Origin of the sequence: Streptomyces xiaopingdaonensis (assembly GCF_000262345.1) — a bacterium.
Taxonomy (GTDB): domain Bacteria; phylum Actinomycetota; class Actinomycetes; order Streptomycetales; family Streptomycetaceae; genus Streptomyces; species Streptomyces xiaopingdaonensis.
On sequence record NZ_AJTQ01000257.1, the window covers coordinates 69,918 to 84,394 of the forward strand.

The window sequence follows — 14,477 nt, forward strand, 5'->3', positions numbered from 1 at the left end:
GCACGATCTGGCTGATCCCTCGAACTTTTTTTGTTACTGCCGGACTTCGTGGCTTCACATGTGCTCGTCCCATGGGGAAGTTGAGGACACGGGAAGAACGCAGGGGACGCATCCGGAGTTCCCCGCACCGGTCAACTGCCCTCCTCGGCACCGCACTCCGGGTCATTTCTGCGACGCCCCCGGGGCCGCCCTGCGCCACCTGGCGAGCAAGCCCTCCGGCACCTCCTCGACGGTGAGCGCGTAGACGAGATGGTCCCGCCAGGCGCCGTCGATATGCAGGTACCGCGGCCTGACGCCCTCCTCGCGGAAGCCGAGCTTCTCCACCACCCGCCGACTGGGTGCGTTCTCCGGGCGGATGCACACCTCGATCCGGTGCAGCCCGACCGCGCCGAAGCAGTGGTCGACGGCGAGGGCTACGGCGGTGGGGATCACGCCGCGGCCGGCGACGGACCGGTCGACCCAGTAGCCGATGTGGCCCGAGCACATCGAGCCCCAGGAGATGCCCGCAACCGTCAACTGCCCGACGAGGCGGCCCTCGTGCTCCACGACGAACGGCAGCATCCGTCCGGCCTGCGCCTCCGCCCGCAGGTGGCGGACCATCTGCCGGTAGGTGGGGCGGTGCCCCGGAAGGTGACCGGGCGGGGCCGGGGGGATCGTCGCTTCCCACGGGCGCAGCCAGTCGCGGTTGCGTTGGTTGACCTCGCGCCAGGCGCGCTGGTCGCGAAGCCGTATCGGACGGAGGGCCGTTGGACCGTCCGACAGCTCTGCTGGCCATCCGGCGTTCAGCTCGGGTCGTCCCCTCTGCGGTGATCGCCGCCGTGCATCTGCTCGACGGCGTGGACCAGCAGCCGGGCAAGGACGGCGAGGCCGTCGCGGACGCCTCCCGAGGAGCCCGGCAGGTTGACGATCAGGGTACCGCCGGCGACACCGGCCGTGCCGCGCGAGAGGGCGGCCGTGGGCACCTTGGCGAGGCCCTCGGCGCGGATCGCCTCGGCGATGCCCGGGATCTCGAAGTCGAGTACGGAGCGGGTCATTTCGGGGGTGCGGTCGGTGGGCGAGATGCCGGTGCCGCCCGTGGTGACGACGGCGTCGTACCCTTCGGTGACGGCGACGCGGAGCGCCTCGGCGACGGGCTGCCCGTCCGGCACGACGCTCGGCCCGTCGACCGTGAACCCCATCCCGCGGAGGCCCTCGACGATCAGCGGGCCGCCGGTGTCCCGATAGACGCCGGCGGAGGCGCGGTTGGACGCGGTGAGGGCGAGGGCGCGGTAGCTCATGCGTCCGCCCCCTGCGTGCGCTGCCAGTCCCCGGACTTGCCGCCCGTCTTCTCCTCGACGCGGATGCCGTCGATGACGGCTGCCTTGTCCACGGCCTTGACCATGTCGACGACGGTGAGCGCAGCCACCGAGACCGCGGTGAGCGCTTCCATCTCGACACCGGTCCGGTCGGTGGTGCGCACCTGCGCCGCGATCTCCACCGCCTCTTCGCCGACGGAGAGTTCGAGCTCGACGCCCGAGAGCGCGAGCGGGTGGCAGAGCGGGACGAGGTCGGGGGTGCGTTTGGCGCCCATGATGCCGGCGATCCTGGCGACGGCGAGCGCGTCGCCCTTGGGCACCCCCTCGCCGCGCAGGAGTTCGACGACGCGCGGCGAGACCCGCACCCGCCCCGTGGCGCGGGCGGTTCGCGCGGTGGTCTCCTTCGCCGAGACGTCGACCATGCGGGCGGCGCCCGTCTCGTCGAGGTGGGTGAGGTGCTGTTGCTCCGCGGTGCTCATCTCTCTCCCGATCCTGCTCTCCACCTGCTCGAACCCGGTAAGCGCAGGATACGGCCTGCCCGGCCCGCGCCGAGAGTGCGGAGACACCGTACCGGCAGCCCGGCGCCTCGCCGGAGTCGGACGGCTGCTCAGCGGGAAGGCACGCCGCTCTCCTCCAAAAGCAGCACCTCGAACTCCTCGCCCGGACGCGCCCGGGTGACCTTCTCCGGCAGGACGATCAACGCGTCGGCCCGTGCGAGCGCGGCGACGAGATGCGAGGAGGAACCGCCCTCGGGGCGCACCGTGCCGATGTCCGCGCCCTCCGACGGCGGGGCGTAACTTCCGCGCAGGTACTGCCGCTTGCCCTCGGGCGAGCCGAGCGGCTCGGCGCACTCCAGGCGTGCGGGGACGGCGGGGCGCTGCACGGGCTCCAGGCCGCTGAGCGTACGCAGGGCCGGACGGACGAAGAGCTCGAAGGAGACGTACGCGCTCACCGGGTTGCCCGGCAGCGTGAGGATGGGGGTGCGGTCGGGCCCGATGAGGCCGAAGCCCTGCGGCTTGCCCGGCTGCATCGCGAGCCGGCGGAACTCGACTCCGGCCGCGGGTGGCTCGCCCGCCGGGTCCTCCTCCTGCGACGCGGCCGGCTCGAACTCCCAGTCGTTGAGCGCATCCTTGACGACGTCGTACGCACCGACGCTCACCCCGCCGCTGGTGACGACGAGGTCGGCACGGATGAGCTGGTCCTCCAGGGTGGAGCGAAACTCCTCGGGGTCGTCGGGGACGGCTCCCACGCGGTACGGGATGGCACCGGCGGCGCGGGCGGCGGCCGTGAGGAGGTAGCTGTTGGAGTCGTGGATCTGGCCGGGACCCAACGCCTCCCCCGGTGGGACCAGTTCGGCGCCGGTGGAGAGCACGACGACGCGCGGGCGCGGGCGCACACGGACGGTCGCGATGCCGAGCGCGGCGAGGAGGCCGAGCTGGGGCGCGCCGAGCACCGTCCCCGCGGTGAGCGCGGAGGCGCCCGGTTCCACGTCACTGCCTCGAGTGCGGACATGGGCGCCCGGGTCTGCCGGGCGGTGGACGCTGACCTCGCCGCGCGCCTCCTCAGCGGTCATCGACTCGGCCGGGCCCTCGCCCGTGCCGCCGTCGGTCCATTCCACGGGGACCACCGCGTCGGCTCCCGGGGGGAGCGCCGCACCCGTCATGATGCGGGCGGCCGTGCCCTCGGTGACCGTGGGCAGTGCGCCGCTGCCCGCCGCGACCTCGCCCGTGACCTCCAGGACCGTCGGCTTCTCCTCGCTCGCGTCCGCGATGTCGGCGCTGCGTACCGCGTACCCGTCCATCGAGCTGTTGTCGAACGGCGGGAGTGCGGTGGGGACTTCGACGTCCTCGACGAGGACGCACCCCTGCGCCTCCGGGAGCGGGAGCTCGATCGGCTCCAGCGGGCGCACCCGCGCGAGGATGTCGGCAAGGTGCTCGTCGACCGACCAGGTCCTGCTCAAAGCGCTACATCTCCTCGTTGACGAACGTGCTCAGCCACTCCCGGAACTCCGGGCCCAGGTCCTCACGTTCGCATGCGAGTCTGACAATGGCACGGAGATAGTCGCCCCGGTCCCCGGTGTCATAGCGGCGTCCGCCGAAGACGACGCCGTGCACGGGGCCGCTGAGGGACTCGTCGGCGGCGAGCGCCTGGAGCGCGTCGGTCAGTTGGATCTCGCCGCCCCTGCCCGGCCGGGTGCGGCGGAGGACGTCGAAGATGCCGGGGTCGAGGACGTACCGGCCGATGATGGCGAGGTTGCTCGGGGCCTCCTGCGTCGACGGCTTCTCCACCAGGTCGGAGACGTTGACGACGTCGTCGTCCTCGGTGGGCTTGGCGGCCGCGGCGCCGTAGAGGTGGATCTGCTCGGGGTCGACCTCCATCAGTGCGATGACGCTGCCCCCGTACCGCCGGCGCACCTCGATCATGCGGGCGAGGAGCGGGTCCCGCGGGTCGATGAGGTCGTCGCCGAGGAGGACGGCGAAGGGCTCGTCGCCGACGTGGGGAGCGGCGCAGAGCACGGCGTGGCCGAGTCCGCGCGGGTCGCCCTGGCGGACGTAGTGCATCGTCGCGAGGTCGCTCGACTCCTGGACGCGGTCGAGCTTGGCGGCGTCGCCCTTGTCCCTGAGGACCTGCTCCAGCTCGTAGTTGCGGTCGAAGTGGTCCTCCAGCGGGCGCTTGTTCCGGCCTGTGATCATCAGCACGTCGGAGAGCCCGGCTCCGGCGGCCTCCTCGACCACATACTGGATGGCAGGCTTGTCGACGACCGGCAGCATCTCCTTGGGGGTGGCCTTCGTCGCGGGGAGAAAGCGCGTGCCGAGACCGGCTGCCGGGATGACGGCCTTGGTGAGGCCGTTGCCGGTCCGAGAACGGGAGGTAGTCATGTCCCGCACGATAACGGCCGGATGAGCACTGAATAAGCTTCGCTACGGTTTGTTGCGGTACACGTACATTCGCGTTTACAGAGGGGTTTTGACGGCGCGGTGATCGAAAAGTGAGCGGCACCGAGGACCACAAGCGCGCCGTACGCCACGAACTCCTGCACGCCCGGACGGGGTTGACACCCGACCAGGTCAGCCGTGCCGCCTCGGTCCTCGCCGAACGCGCCCTCGGTCTGACGGAGTTGGCGGACGCACGTACCGTCGCCGGCTACGTCTCGATGGGCGGCGAGCCGGGCACGGGGCCGCTCCTCGACGCGCTGCGGGCACGGGGGGTACGAGTGCTGCTCCCCGTGCTCCTTCCGGACAACGACCTTGACTGGGGCGAGTACGCGGGCCAGGCGGCGCTGACGCCCGCGAAGTACGGCCTGCTGGAGCCGGCGGGCCCGCGGCTGGGCACGTCGGCGATCGTCGCGGCGGACGCGGTGCTGCTGCCGGGGGTCGCCGTGGACGCGCGGGGCGTACGCCTCGGGCGCGGCGGCGGTTCGTACGACCGTGTGCTGGAGCGGCTCACCGAGTCGGGCGTCGAGCCGGCGCTCGCCGTCCTCCTCTACGACCACGAGGTGGTGGCGCACGTCCCGGCGGAGGCGCACGACCGGCCGGTGCACGCGGCGGTGACCCCCTCCGGCGTGCACAGGTTCGCCGAGCGCGACTGACCGCGCTCGGCGCCCTGACGGGGCGCACCCGTCAGGGGGTGAGCGCCATCTTGTCGTCCGTCGCCTTCTCCACGGCCTTGTCGCTGAACGCCCACGGGAGCAGTTCGCCCTTCGCCCAGAGCGACGTCTGGTCCGTGTAGTGGTCGTTGTACGCGTGCCCCGAGGCGCCCGTGAGGTTGATCCAGCGGGAGTCGTCGAAGTCGTCGAGGTTGACGACCATGCGCATCGACGGGACCCAGGTGACGTCGTAGCCGCCGGCCGCGTTCCACCCCGTGGCGTCGACGGCCGACTCACCGCCCGAGAGGTTCCACGGGCCACGGTTGAGCAGCCAGCGGGCGATGCCGGGGCCCTCCGTACCGATCGTCTGGTTGCGGAGCGTGAGCTGGTGGAGGCGGCCCCAGCTCCAGGTGTCGATGTCCTTGCCGAGCTTGGCCGTGAGCTCCCAGCGGGCGTCCTTCATGGCGTGCCGCAGGAGTTCGTCGCGGTTCTTGTCGCCGGAGCGCGTCTTGGTGTTGCGGGTCTTCCACCAGTCGCTGGCAGGGTCCTTGAGGAGCCGGCGCACGACCTCGAACCAGCGGTCGCCGCCGTCGGGCTGGGCGGAGGCGGCGTCGCGCTTACCGCACTCGCGCACCAGGCGGGCGTTGCCGTCGAGGTCGTCGAGCGGTCCTGACTCATCCGACGGTGGGACGTTGAGGCACTCGCCCTTGACGCGGAGCTCCTTCGGGAGCTTGTCGCCGAAGGCGAGCTTGAGGAGGTTCCGCCAGACGGCGTTGAAGTAGGCGGCCGGTGCGGAGTCGGCGTCCTGGGTGTAGTCCCAGCCCTCCAGGAGCTGTTGCGCCTCGCGGACGTACTCGTCGTCGATGTCGAGCTTGAGCAGGTACGGCACGAGGAGCTTGGCGATCTCGGAGCTGTTGTCCATCTGCATGGTCTGCATGTCGCCCATGGAGATCTTGCCGCCGTCCTTGATCTTCGAGTGGATCAAGTCGTTGATGCGCTGGCTGCGGGCGCCGTAGCTCCAGTCGTCGGTGAGGTGGTACGGGTAGCTGTCCTTGTCGACGACGGCCTGGTTCGCCGTGACGATGTAGCCGCGCTCGGGGTTGTACTCCCACGGCAGCGCGGACTGCGGGACCGGGTCCTGCTTCCAGCGGTAGCGCGGGTCCCAGCCGGGCGCGGGGTAGCGGCCGTCGCCGGCGCCGCGCACGGGGATGCGCCCGGGGGCCTGGTAGCCGATGTTCCCCTCGGTGTCCGCGTAGGTGAGGTTCTGCGAGGGGACGGCGAAGTCGCGTGCCGCCTTGCGGAACTCCTTGAAGTTCGAGGCGCTGTTGAGCTCGAAGACGGCGTCCATCGTGCGCGAGGGCTCGAGCGCCGTCCAGCGCAGCGAGACGGCGTATCCGTCGGCCCGGTCGGGGGCGGCGCTGCGGACGGGTGCCTCGTCGCCGACGCGGCGGATCTCGGTGTCCCGGTCGGAGATGACGGGGCCGTTGTTGGTCTCCCGGACGGTGATCATCCGGCTCGCTCCGTCGGCGACCTCGATCGTCTCCTGACGGCTGCGGAAGGGGACGCGCTTGCCGTCGTAGAGGTACTTGCCGTCGCTCACCTTCTGCAGGTAGAGGTCCGTGACGTCGGCGCCGAGGTTGGTGAAGCCCCAGGAGATGTCCTGGTTGTGGCCGATGACGACGCCCGGCATCCCGGAGAAGGTGAAGCCCGCAGTGTCGAAGGGGCAGGAGGCGTCGACCTGGCGGCAGTGCAGACCCATCTGGTACCAGACCGACGGGAGTTGCGGCGCCAGGTGCGGGTCGTTGGCGAGGAGCGGTTTGCCCGTCGTGGTGTACTCGCCCGACACGACCCAGGAGTTGGAGCCGATACCTGTGCCGTTGGGGCCGAGCAGGGAGGGGACGGAGTCCAGCTTCTCCGCCACGCCGCCGAGTTGGGTCGCCACGCCGCCCGCTGCGTCCTGCGGGCTCTGCGTCCCGCCACGGTTCTCCATCTGCCCGTCGGACGAATCCGAAGTGCTGAACTCGTCGGTCGTCGGGTTGACCGAACCGCCCTCCACGATCGGCTTGTTGCGGTCGTAGGGATAGGACGGGTAGAGGTCCTCGATCTGCTTCTTCGTCAATCGGCTCGACATCAGCGCGCGGTCGATCTCGTCCGAGATGTTGCCGCGCAGGTCCCAGGCCATCGCCTTGAGCCAGGCGACCGAGTCGATCGGGTCCCAGGGCTCCGGCTCGTAGTCGGTGCCGGTGAGTTCGAGCATGCCGTACTCGACGGAGGCCGCCGAGCCCTTGTGGTCCTTGAGGTAGGCGTTGACTCCGCGCGCGTAGGACCGGAGGTACTTCTTCGTCTTCCCGGAGAGCTGCTCGTACTCCTTCTCCGCCACCTTCCGCCAGCCCAGGGTGCGCAGGAAGGCGTCCGTCTCGACCTGCTCCTCGCCGAAGAGTTCGGAGAGCCGCCCCGAGGTGGTGTGCCGTCGTACGTCCATCTCCCAGAATCGGTCCTGGGCCTGCACATAGCCCTGCGCGAGGAAGAGGTCGTCGGCGGAGTCCGCGTACACCTGCGGGACGCCGTGCTCGTCGCGCTTGACGTCGACCGGTGAGCCCAGGCCCTTGACCTTCAACGAGCCCGTCGTCTGCGGGAAGGAGCCCCGGACGGTGTCGACGCTCCAGTACGCTCCGCCGCCGAGGCCCGCCAGGAGCAGCAGCACGACTGCGATCACGATCAGACGGGCGCGTCGCGAGGTCTTCTTGGCGGGCATCGCTGTCCTTCGCGGGGCAGGGCGGATCTGGAGCTCGGTTGCCGACGGGGAGTTGTACGGAAGCAACCATAGGCGCAGCCCCGTAGCGCCGACACAGCGAGTCGGCGGCGCACGCCACGCCCACCGATCGGGTGAGCGCAAACCACCCGTATCCGGGCGGAGTTGACGGACGGTCCAGCGCGTCCCCTCCGACCCTACGGCACTCGACGAGGAGCAAGCATTCGGTAACCGTACGACCGCTCTCGGTAACGACCGACGGCGGTACGGGAGTTGGGCGCCCATCGACGTCGGAGCATCCGGGCCGACGGCCGATTCCCGCTCGCCCGGAGCGAGTCGGTACGCTCGGGGTCGCAACCACCAGCACCGACTCTGTCTGGCGCAGGGCTGGCACGACCGCACGGCGGCCACGGTCGAGGGACCAGGTATCTACCCCGGTCATGCGCGAGAGGACAGCTCTCGGCGCGTACCGCGTGCGCGTCACCAGGCAGCGGAGAGGCCAGACCGTGGCATCCCCGGCCGGCACCGACGAGCAGACCGAGCACCCGGAAGCGGGGCAACGCCCGGGCTACGGGCGGCTCTTGCGCACCAGCGGCGCGTGGACCTTCGTGGCCACCGGATACCTCGCGCGGCAGCCCTTCGCGATGCTCGCGATCAGCATCCTCCTGCTCGTCCAGCACACCACCGGCTCCTACGGCACGGCCGGCGCCGTCTCCGCCGCCTCCGGCCTCGCCTTCGCGCTCCTCGCCCCGCAGAGCGGCAAGCTCGCGGACCGCTTCGGGCAGCGCGCGGTGCTCGTACCCGGCGTGGTGCTGCACGCGGCCGCCGTCTCCGTCCTCGTCACGCTTGCGCTCGCGCAGGCGCCGACGTGGGCGCTCTTCGTCGCCGCGGTGCCGACGGGCGGGACGGCGCCGCAGGCTGGGCCGATGGTCCGGGCGCGGTGGGCCGCGAAGCTCGGCGGCTCGCCGCTCGCCTCGACGGCGGCCGCATTCGAGTCGGTGACCGACGAGTTCACGTTCGTCGTCGGACCGGTGATCGCGACGGCGCTGTGCACCGGTGTCCACCCGGCGGCGGGGCTCGTCGCTGAGGGGGCGGTCACGCTCACCGGCGGGCTGCTCTTCGCCGCGCAACGGCGCACGCAACCAGCGCCCGTACGCGCCCCGCGCACGCAGTCGGGACAAGGCACGCGGTCCGCGCTGGGGGTGCCGGGGACGAGGGTGCTCGCGATCGCCGTGCTCGGCATCGGGATCGTCTTCGGCGGGATGCAGGTCTCGCTGACGGCCTTCACCGAGTCGATCGGGCGGCCGGAGGCGAACGGCGTGATGTACGGCGTCTTCGCGGCCGGCAACATGCTCGCCGCGCTCGCCGTCGGCGCCCTCCGGGGCGGGCGCGGGCCACGGACCAGGCTGCTCACCGCGTACCCGCTGCTCGTCCTGGCCACGCTCGCGCTCGCCGTCGCGGCCCAGTGGGGAACGTGGGCCGTACTGCTCGGCGGACTCGGACTGCTCACGGGGCTCTGCGTGGCGCCGTGCATGATCACCTGCTTCACCCTCACCGAACTGCTCGTCCCCGCCGGCGTCCGCACCGAGGCGTTCACGTGGCTGACGGGCGCGATCGCGTTCGGCCAGGCCCTGGGTTCGACCGTCGCCGGCCAACTCGCCGACGGCATGGGCGCGCGCGGCGGCTTCCTCACACCGCTCGCCGGCACCGCTCTCGCCCTCGCCGTCCTCGCGGTCTTCCGGGGGGCGCTGGACGGCCCGGCGCACGAGGCGCTCCCGTCGCGTGGCGTCGGTCACCGCGAAGGTGCCGCGGTGGACTGACGGGCCGGAATACTGCACTATGGAGCGTCGTTAGCACTCAACGAGTACGAGTGCCAGGAGGAAGAACGTGCCGACGTACCAGTACCAGTGCACCGACTGCGGCGAGGGCATCGAGGTGGTGCAGAAGTTCACCGATGACTCGCTGACCGAGTGCCCCGGATGTGAGGGACGCCTGAAGAAGGTCTTCTCCGCCGTCGGCATCGTCTTCAAGGGCTCCGGCTTCTACCGCAACGACAGCCGCAGCTCCTCGAGCAGCTCGGTGGGCTCCGGCTCGGGGTCGAACTCCTCGGAGACGTCGTCCTCGGACTCCTCCTCGAAGAAGTCCGAGTCGGACTCCTCGTCCTCCTCCTCGTCCGACTCCTCGAAGTCGTCGGGCTCCTCCGACAGCGGCTCCGGGTCATCCGGTTCGTCCGGTTCGTCGTCGAGCACGAGCAAGGCGAGCAGCACCGCCGCCTGACTCCGCGTCCCGGCACGGGTGTTCGGGTCGGACAGAGGAACAGGCGGCTCTAGGGTTGCCGCATGAGTGACCACGCAGAGATCGGTGTCATCGGCGGTTCCGGCTTCTACTCCTTCCTCGACGACGTCACCGAGGTCGACGTCGACACCCCGTACGGGCGCCCGAGCGACTCCCTCTTCCTCGGCGAGATCGCCGGGCGCCGCGTCGCGTTCCTGCCGCGCCACGGTCGCGGCCACCACCTCCCGCCGCACCGGATCAACTACCGCGCCAACATGTGGGCGCTGCGCTCCGTCGGCGTGCGCCAGGTCCTCGCGCCGTGCGCCGTCGGCGGGCTCCAACCCAAGTACGGTCCCGGCACGCTGCTCGTCCCCGACCAGCTCGTGGACCGCACCAAGTCACGCACCCAGACGTTCTTCGACGGCTACCCCCGCGAGGACGGCGCCGTACCGGAGGTCGTCCACCTCGGCTTCGCCGACCCGTACTGCGAAGCCGGCCGCAACGCCGCGCTCGCCGCCGCGCGGGCGCACGGCTGGGAGGCGGTCGACGGCGGCACCCTCGTCGTCATCGAGGGGCCCCGGTTCTCGACAAGGGCCGAGTCCCGCTGGCACGCGGCGCAGGGCTGGGAGGTGGTCGGGATGACGGGGCATCCCGAGGCGGTCCTCGCGCGCGAACTGGAGCTCTGCTACGCGTCGATGACGCTCGTCACCGACCTCGACGCGGGGGCGGAGACCGGGGACGGCGTCTCGCAAGAGGAGGTCATGCGCGTCTTCGGCGAAAACGTCGAGCGGCTTCGGCGGGTGCTCTTCGACGCGGTGAAGGAGCTTCCTGCGGAGCGCGACTGCCCCTGTACGACGGCGCTTGCCGGGTTGGAGACGGGGATACTGCTGCCCTGAAGTGCGACACGGGGTTGGCGTCCGGGGTCTGCCGCGGTGTCTCAACCTGCCTTCCGGGAGCGGAGGTTGACTCGGACGAGTGACGGAGTTCTCCACAGAACCGGGGTTGTCCACAGGCTCGAGCGGGATTTCGGGGAAGCAGGCACGGTGGTCCTCGACGGCCTGACCGTGGCCGCCCCGAGACCTGGTGGTGAAACCCGTGCCCGCAGAACCGCGTGCTCCGCGCACCAACACCCCGCCCAGCGGCGGTGGCCCGTCCCCGGCAGTCCTCGGGCCGGTGCCCTCGTTCGCCCCGATCCGCGTCGAGCAGGGTCGCTTCCGGCTGCGGGGACGGCTCCGGAGGCGCCGGGGTGCTGCGGCCGCGGGGCTCGCCGTTGCGGCGGTCGCCGCTGCTGTCGCCCTGGTCCCCGGCCGGGTGGCGCCGAGCGCACCGCCGGGTGCCGCTCGTGCGGACGGTGCCGAGGCTTCCTCGGGGCCTGCGGCGCGGGGTGCCCGAAGCCGCACCGAACGCCGGGTCTCCGCGCCCGTCCGGTTTCCGGATGCTGAAGCGGTGCGTCTGTTGAAGCCCGGTGACCGGATCGATGTGCTCTCCGTCGGCCGCGGGACCCAACGTGCTCGGATGCTCGCCACATGTGTCCGAGTGGCCGATTTGCCGCGTAATCGAGAGACTGTGCCGGGCGACGGGGCGCTCGCCGTCCTCCACGTCACGCGGAGCACGGCGGCGGCGTTGGCGAAGGCCCGGGGAACACGGCTGGCGGTCACGCTGTGCTGAGCATCGTCGGACGCCTGACCGCCCGCGCGGCGGCGCTTCTCTGCCCCGTCGCGGCACGCCGCACCGTCCGGCGTCGCCATTCCCCGTGCGCTCCGGTGGAGCCACGGGACGAGCAGGGCACAGGCCACGGGAAGAGGCAGGAAGTTGAGCGAGCAGACCCCGCGTGCGAGCGGGCAGGACGAGGAGCAGGGCACGGAAGCCGCGCAGGAGGAGAAGCAGGGCCTTCTCGCCGGTTTCAAGGAGTTCCTGATGCGCGGGAACGTCGTCGAACTGGCTGTCGCGGTCGTCGTCGGCGCCGCCTTCAGCAAGATCGTCGACGCCGTGGTGCAGGGCTTCATCAACCCACTGGTGGGCGCCATCGGCACACAGGACCTCGACAAGTACCGCTCGTGCCTTCAGGGCCCCTGCACCTTCGACAAGAGCGGGGAGCTCAGCGAGGGCATCGCCATCAGCTGGGGCCCGGTCCTGAGCGCCTCCCTGACGTTCCTGATGACGGCAGCGGTCGTCTACTTCCTCATGATCCTGCCGATGAACAAGTACAAGGCTCATCTCGCGGCCAAGCAGCCCCCGGAGGAGCCCGAGCCGACGGAGGTCGAGCTCCTCAAGGAGATCCGCGACGCACTCGTGCAGCAGCGCGGCTCCTCGACCGCTGCCTCCACGACCGGCACGGAGATCCCGCGGCAGCAGCCCGGGACCGATCTGCAGAAGTAGCCAAGCAGCCGCCGGCCGGGCACCGCGCCTACAGGTGGTGGGGAGGCTTCTCACGGAGGAAGCGGGCGAGATCGTCCTGGTCTCCCCCGCGGTCGTCCCCCCAGCCGGAGTCCGAGTCGTCGCAGGAACGTCCGTCGAGCGGATCGTCGAAGACGAGCGCCGCGCGACGAGCGATCCGCGGCGGGCGGTCCGCCGGCACCTCGCCCTCAGCGGGGCCGTCGGGCACGGGCTCGGTCGGAGGCTGCGCGCTGGTACTCACGTCTCCAGCGTACGGCGGCGGGGGCGCGCGGCTGTCGCGGTCGGACGACCCGCTGGTATTCATGCTCCATGCAGAACCAAGGCGCCCGCGACGCGCTCACCGATGTCCCCGGCCTCCACGTCGGTCACTCCCAACGCACCGACGAGGGCTGGCTCACGGGGACGACCGTTGTCCTCGCCCCCGAAGGCGCGGTAGCGGCGGTCGATTCGCGCGGGGGCGGCCCCGGCACGAGGGAGACGGACGCGCTGGAGCCGAGGAACGCCGTCGAGCGCATCAACGCCGTGGTGCTCAGCGGCGGGAGCGCCTTCGGACTCGACGCGGCCTCCGGAGTGGCCGAGTGGTTGGAGGAGCAGGGCCTCGGCGTCCAGGTGGGCCCCGAGCCGGGGCAGGTGGTGCCTGTCGTGCCTTCGGCGATCCTTTTCGATCTCGGCCGCGGAGGGGGTTGGAGGAACCGCCCGGACCGGTCCATGGGCCGCGCGGCAGCCCAGTCGGCGGGAGAGAGCCCGGCAGGCGCTCCGGTCGAGCAGGGGTGTGTAGGCGCCGGTACGGGCGCGGTCGCAGGCGGCCTCAAGGGCGGCGTCGGTACGGCCTCCGCGGTGATGGATTCCGGGGCGACGGTCGCCGCACTCTCGGTGGTGAACGCCGCGGGCTCCCCGATCGACCCGTCGACGGGGGCTCTCTACGGCGAACTCCTCGGCTCCCAGGCACTCTTCGGCCGGGCTCCGCACCTCCCCTCGGCGGACGAGCACGCCGAAGCGGTGATGCTGCTCACCGAGGCCGCCGAGGAAACGTCCCGCCGGACGGGCGGGCCGGTCCGCCCCGTACTCAACACGACACTCGCCGTGGTGGCGACCGACGCCTGCCTCGACAAGGCGCAAGCGCAGAAACTCGCCGGCGTGGCACACGACGGGATGGCCCGCGCCGTCCGCCCCATCCACCTCACGTACGACGGGGACTCCGTCTTCGCACTCGCCACCTGCCAACGCTCCCTGAAGGAAGAGGAGTTCAACACGGTGCTGGCCGCGGGAGCCGACGTGCTGACGCGCGCGATGGTGAAGGCGGTCCTCGCAGCCGAAGGGGTGGACGGCCCGGGCGGTGTCTTCCCCGCCTACCGGGACCTCTACGGTCGCTGACCGCCGGCCAGGCTCCCGAATCCGCCGTCGCTCCTCGGAGCACGGCACGGCGGGCTGCGCTGCGTCCACGCCGGACTGCGCGGCGTCACCGTCCCCCGCGTACTGGGGTGCCCGGTGTCCGGCGGATCCGGTCGTCCTCCTGGCTACGCTCACCGTATGGCGCCGCAGACGTACTGGAACCACAACGCCGCGTACCACCCCGAGCTCTGCGCCATCGCCGCGAGGCAGGGCGGTCGCGTCCTCGATATCGGCTGCGGCGACGGCCTGCTCATGGAACGGCTCTCCCCGCTCGTCCACGAGGTCGTCGGTGTCGACGCCGACCCCTGCGCTCTGGCGGTCGCGCGGGAGCGGCTCTCGGAGGCGCCCAACTGCCAGGTGGTGCAAGGGGACTTCCTCGAGAGCACCGACTCCGGGGGCGCCCCCTGGCAGCCAGGGTTCGACACGGTCCTCTGCGTGGCGAGCCTGCACCACATGCCGCTGAGACCCGCCCTCCGCCGCGCAGCCGAACTCCTCGCTCCCGGCGGGCGGCTCCGCGTGGTCGGTTCGGCCGCGCGAAGATCACAGCTCGACGTGTTCGTCGCAGCGCTCTCGGTGCTGCCGGTCCGCTTCATGGGTCTCGTGCACCGGGAGTCACGCGATGTCGGCGTCGTCGTCGCGGAGCCGTACGAGTCTCTCGGCGAGATCCGTCGTACGGCCGCCGAGCTCCTCCCCGGCTCCCGCGTCAGACGCCGCCTCTACTACCGCTACTCGCTCAACTGGACGAAGCCGAAGGCCACTTCGAGCAGCTGACCGCGTCGCC

14 protein-coding genes are annotated in these 14,477 nt (G+C 71.4%); 7 read left to right on the forward strand and 7 right to left on the reverse strand.

All coding sequences use genetic code 11. The annotated features are described in order from the left end of the window. Positions 1-162: 162 nt before the first annotated feature. From UWG_RS0120600 to galU, 5 genes are all read right to left on the reverse strand, one after another. Positions 163-786 (reverse strand): GNAT family N-acetyltransferase, encoded by a 624-nt coding sequence (locus UWG_RS0120600; protein WP_029391633.1) that lies wholly within the window; start codon positions 784-786, stop codon positions 163-165. Beyond that, positions 783-1,277: a MogA/MoaB family molybdenum cofactor biosynthesis protein gene (locus UWG_RS0120605; RefSeq protein ID WP_016909095.1), complete on the reverse strand. Its 495-nt coding sequence runs from the start codon at positions 1,275-1,277 to the stop codon at positions 783-785. Before UWG_RS0120605 ends, UWG_RS0120600 begins: the two co-directional genes overlap by 4 nt. After that, entirely contained in the window at positions 1,274-1,774 is a 501-nt protein-coding gene (gene moaC / locus UWG_RS0120610; RefSeq protein WP_016909096.1) for a cyclic pyranopterin monophosphate synthase MoaC, read from the reverse strand. The genes UWG_RS0120605 and moaC overlap by 4 nt, the downstream gene beginning before the upstream one ends. Before the next feature lie 128 nt (positions 1,775-1,902). Next, positions 1,903-3,255: a molybdotransferase-like divisome protein Glp gene (glp, locus tag UWG_RS0120615; RefSeq protein ID WP_016909097.1), complete on the reverse strand. Its 1,353-nt coding sequence runs from the start codon at positions 3,253-3,255 to the stop codon at positions 1,903-1,905. 4 nt (positions 3,256-3,259) lie between these two features. Next, a complete protein-coding gene (gene galU, locus UWG_RS0120620; protein ID WP_016909098.1) occupies positions 3,260-4,174 on the reverse strand; it encodes a UTP--glucose-1-phosphate uridylyltransferase GalU in 915 nt (304 codons plus the stop codon). Between the two features lie 110 nt (positions 4,175-4,284). Here galU and UWG_RS0120625 point away from each other — a divergent pair, with 110 nt between their 5' ends. Then, positions 4,285-4,884 carry a 5-formyltetrahydrofolate cyclo-ligase gene (locus tag UWG_RS0120625; protein ID WP_016909099.1) on the forward strand — a complete coding sequence of 200 codons (600 nt, stop codon included), beginning with the start codon at positions 4,285-4,287 and terminating at the stop codon, positions 4,882-4,884. Positions 4,885-4,915: 31 nt separating this feature from the next. On the opposite strand, the gene UWG_RS0120630 is transcribed toward UWG_RS0120625, so the two are convergent. Then, positions 4,916-7,636, reverse strand: coding sequence for a penicillin acylase family protein (locus tag UWG_RS0120630; RefSeq protein ID WP_016909100.1), 2,721 nt, complete (start codon positions 7,634-7,636; stop codon positions 4,916-4,918). 437 nt (positions 7,637-8,073) lie between these two features. Between UWG_RS0120630 and UWG_RS0120635 the strand changes: the two genes are divergently transcribed. From UWG_RS0120635 to mscL, 4 genes are all read left to right on the forward strand, one after another. Then, positions 8,074-9,453 carry an MFS transporter gene (locus UWG_RS0120635; protein WP_016909101.1) on the forward strand — a complete coding sequence of 460 codons (1,380 nt, stop codon included), beginning with the start codon at positions 8,074-8,076 and terminating at the stop codon, positions 9,451-9,453. A 118-nt stretch (positions 9,454-9,571) separates the two neighbouring features. Then, a complete protein-coding gene (locus UWG_RS32280; protein WP_237720194.1) occupies positions 9,572-9,910 on the forward strand; it encodes an FmdB family zinc ribbon protein in 339 nt (112 codons plus the stop codon). A 62-nt stretch (positions 9,911-9,972) separates the two neighbouring features. Continuing rightward, the gene (locus UWG_RS0120645) at positions 9,973-10,803 is read left to right on the forward strand and encodes an S-methyl-5'-thioadenosine phosphorylase (protein WP_016909104.1); all 831 of its coding nucleotides are present in this window, start codon (positions 9,973-9,975) and stop codon (positions 10,801-10,803) included. A gap of 916 nt (positions 10,804-11,719) precedes the next feature. Continuing rightward, a complete protein-coding gene (mscL, locus tag UWG_RS0120650; protein ID WP_016909105.1) occupies positions 11,720-12,286 on the forward strand; it encodes a large conductance mechanosensitive channel protein MscL in 567 nt (188 codons plus the stop codon). Between the two features lie 28 nt (positions 12,287-12,314). Here the strand turns inward: mscL and UWG_RS0120655 are convergent, their stop codons facing one another. Further along, positions 12,315-12,512, reverse strand: coding sequence for a hypothetical protein (locus UWG_RS0120655; protein ID WP_016909106.1), 198 nt, complete (start codon positions 12,510-12,512; stop codon positions 12,315-12,317). A 101-nt stretch (positions 12,513-12,613) separates the two neighbouring features. On the opposite strand from UWG_RS0120655, the gene UWG_RS0120660 reads away from it, so the two are divergent. Together UWG_RS0120660 and UWG_RS0120665 are read left to right on the forward strand one after the other, a co-directional pair. Next, positions 12,614-13,678 (forward strand): P1 family peptidase, encoded by a 1,065-nt coding sequence (locus UWG_RS0120660; protein WP_016909107.1) that lies wholly within the window; start codon positions 12,614-12,616, stop codon positions 13,676-13,678. Between the two features lie 156 nt (positions 13,679-13,834). Then, the gene (locus tag UWG_RS0120665; RefSeq protein ID WP_016909108.1) at positions 13,835-14,467 is read left to right on the forward strand and encodes a class I SAM-dependent methyltransferase; all 633 of its coding nucleotides are present in this window, start codon (positions 13,835-13,837) and stop codon (positions 14,465-14,467) included. Positions 14,468-14,477 lie beyond the last annotated feature (10 nt).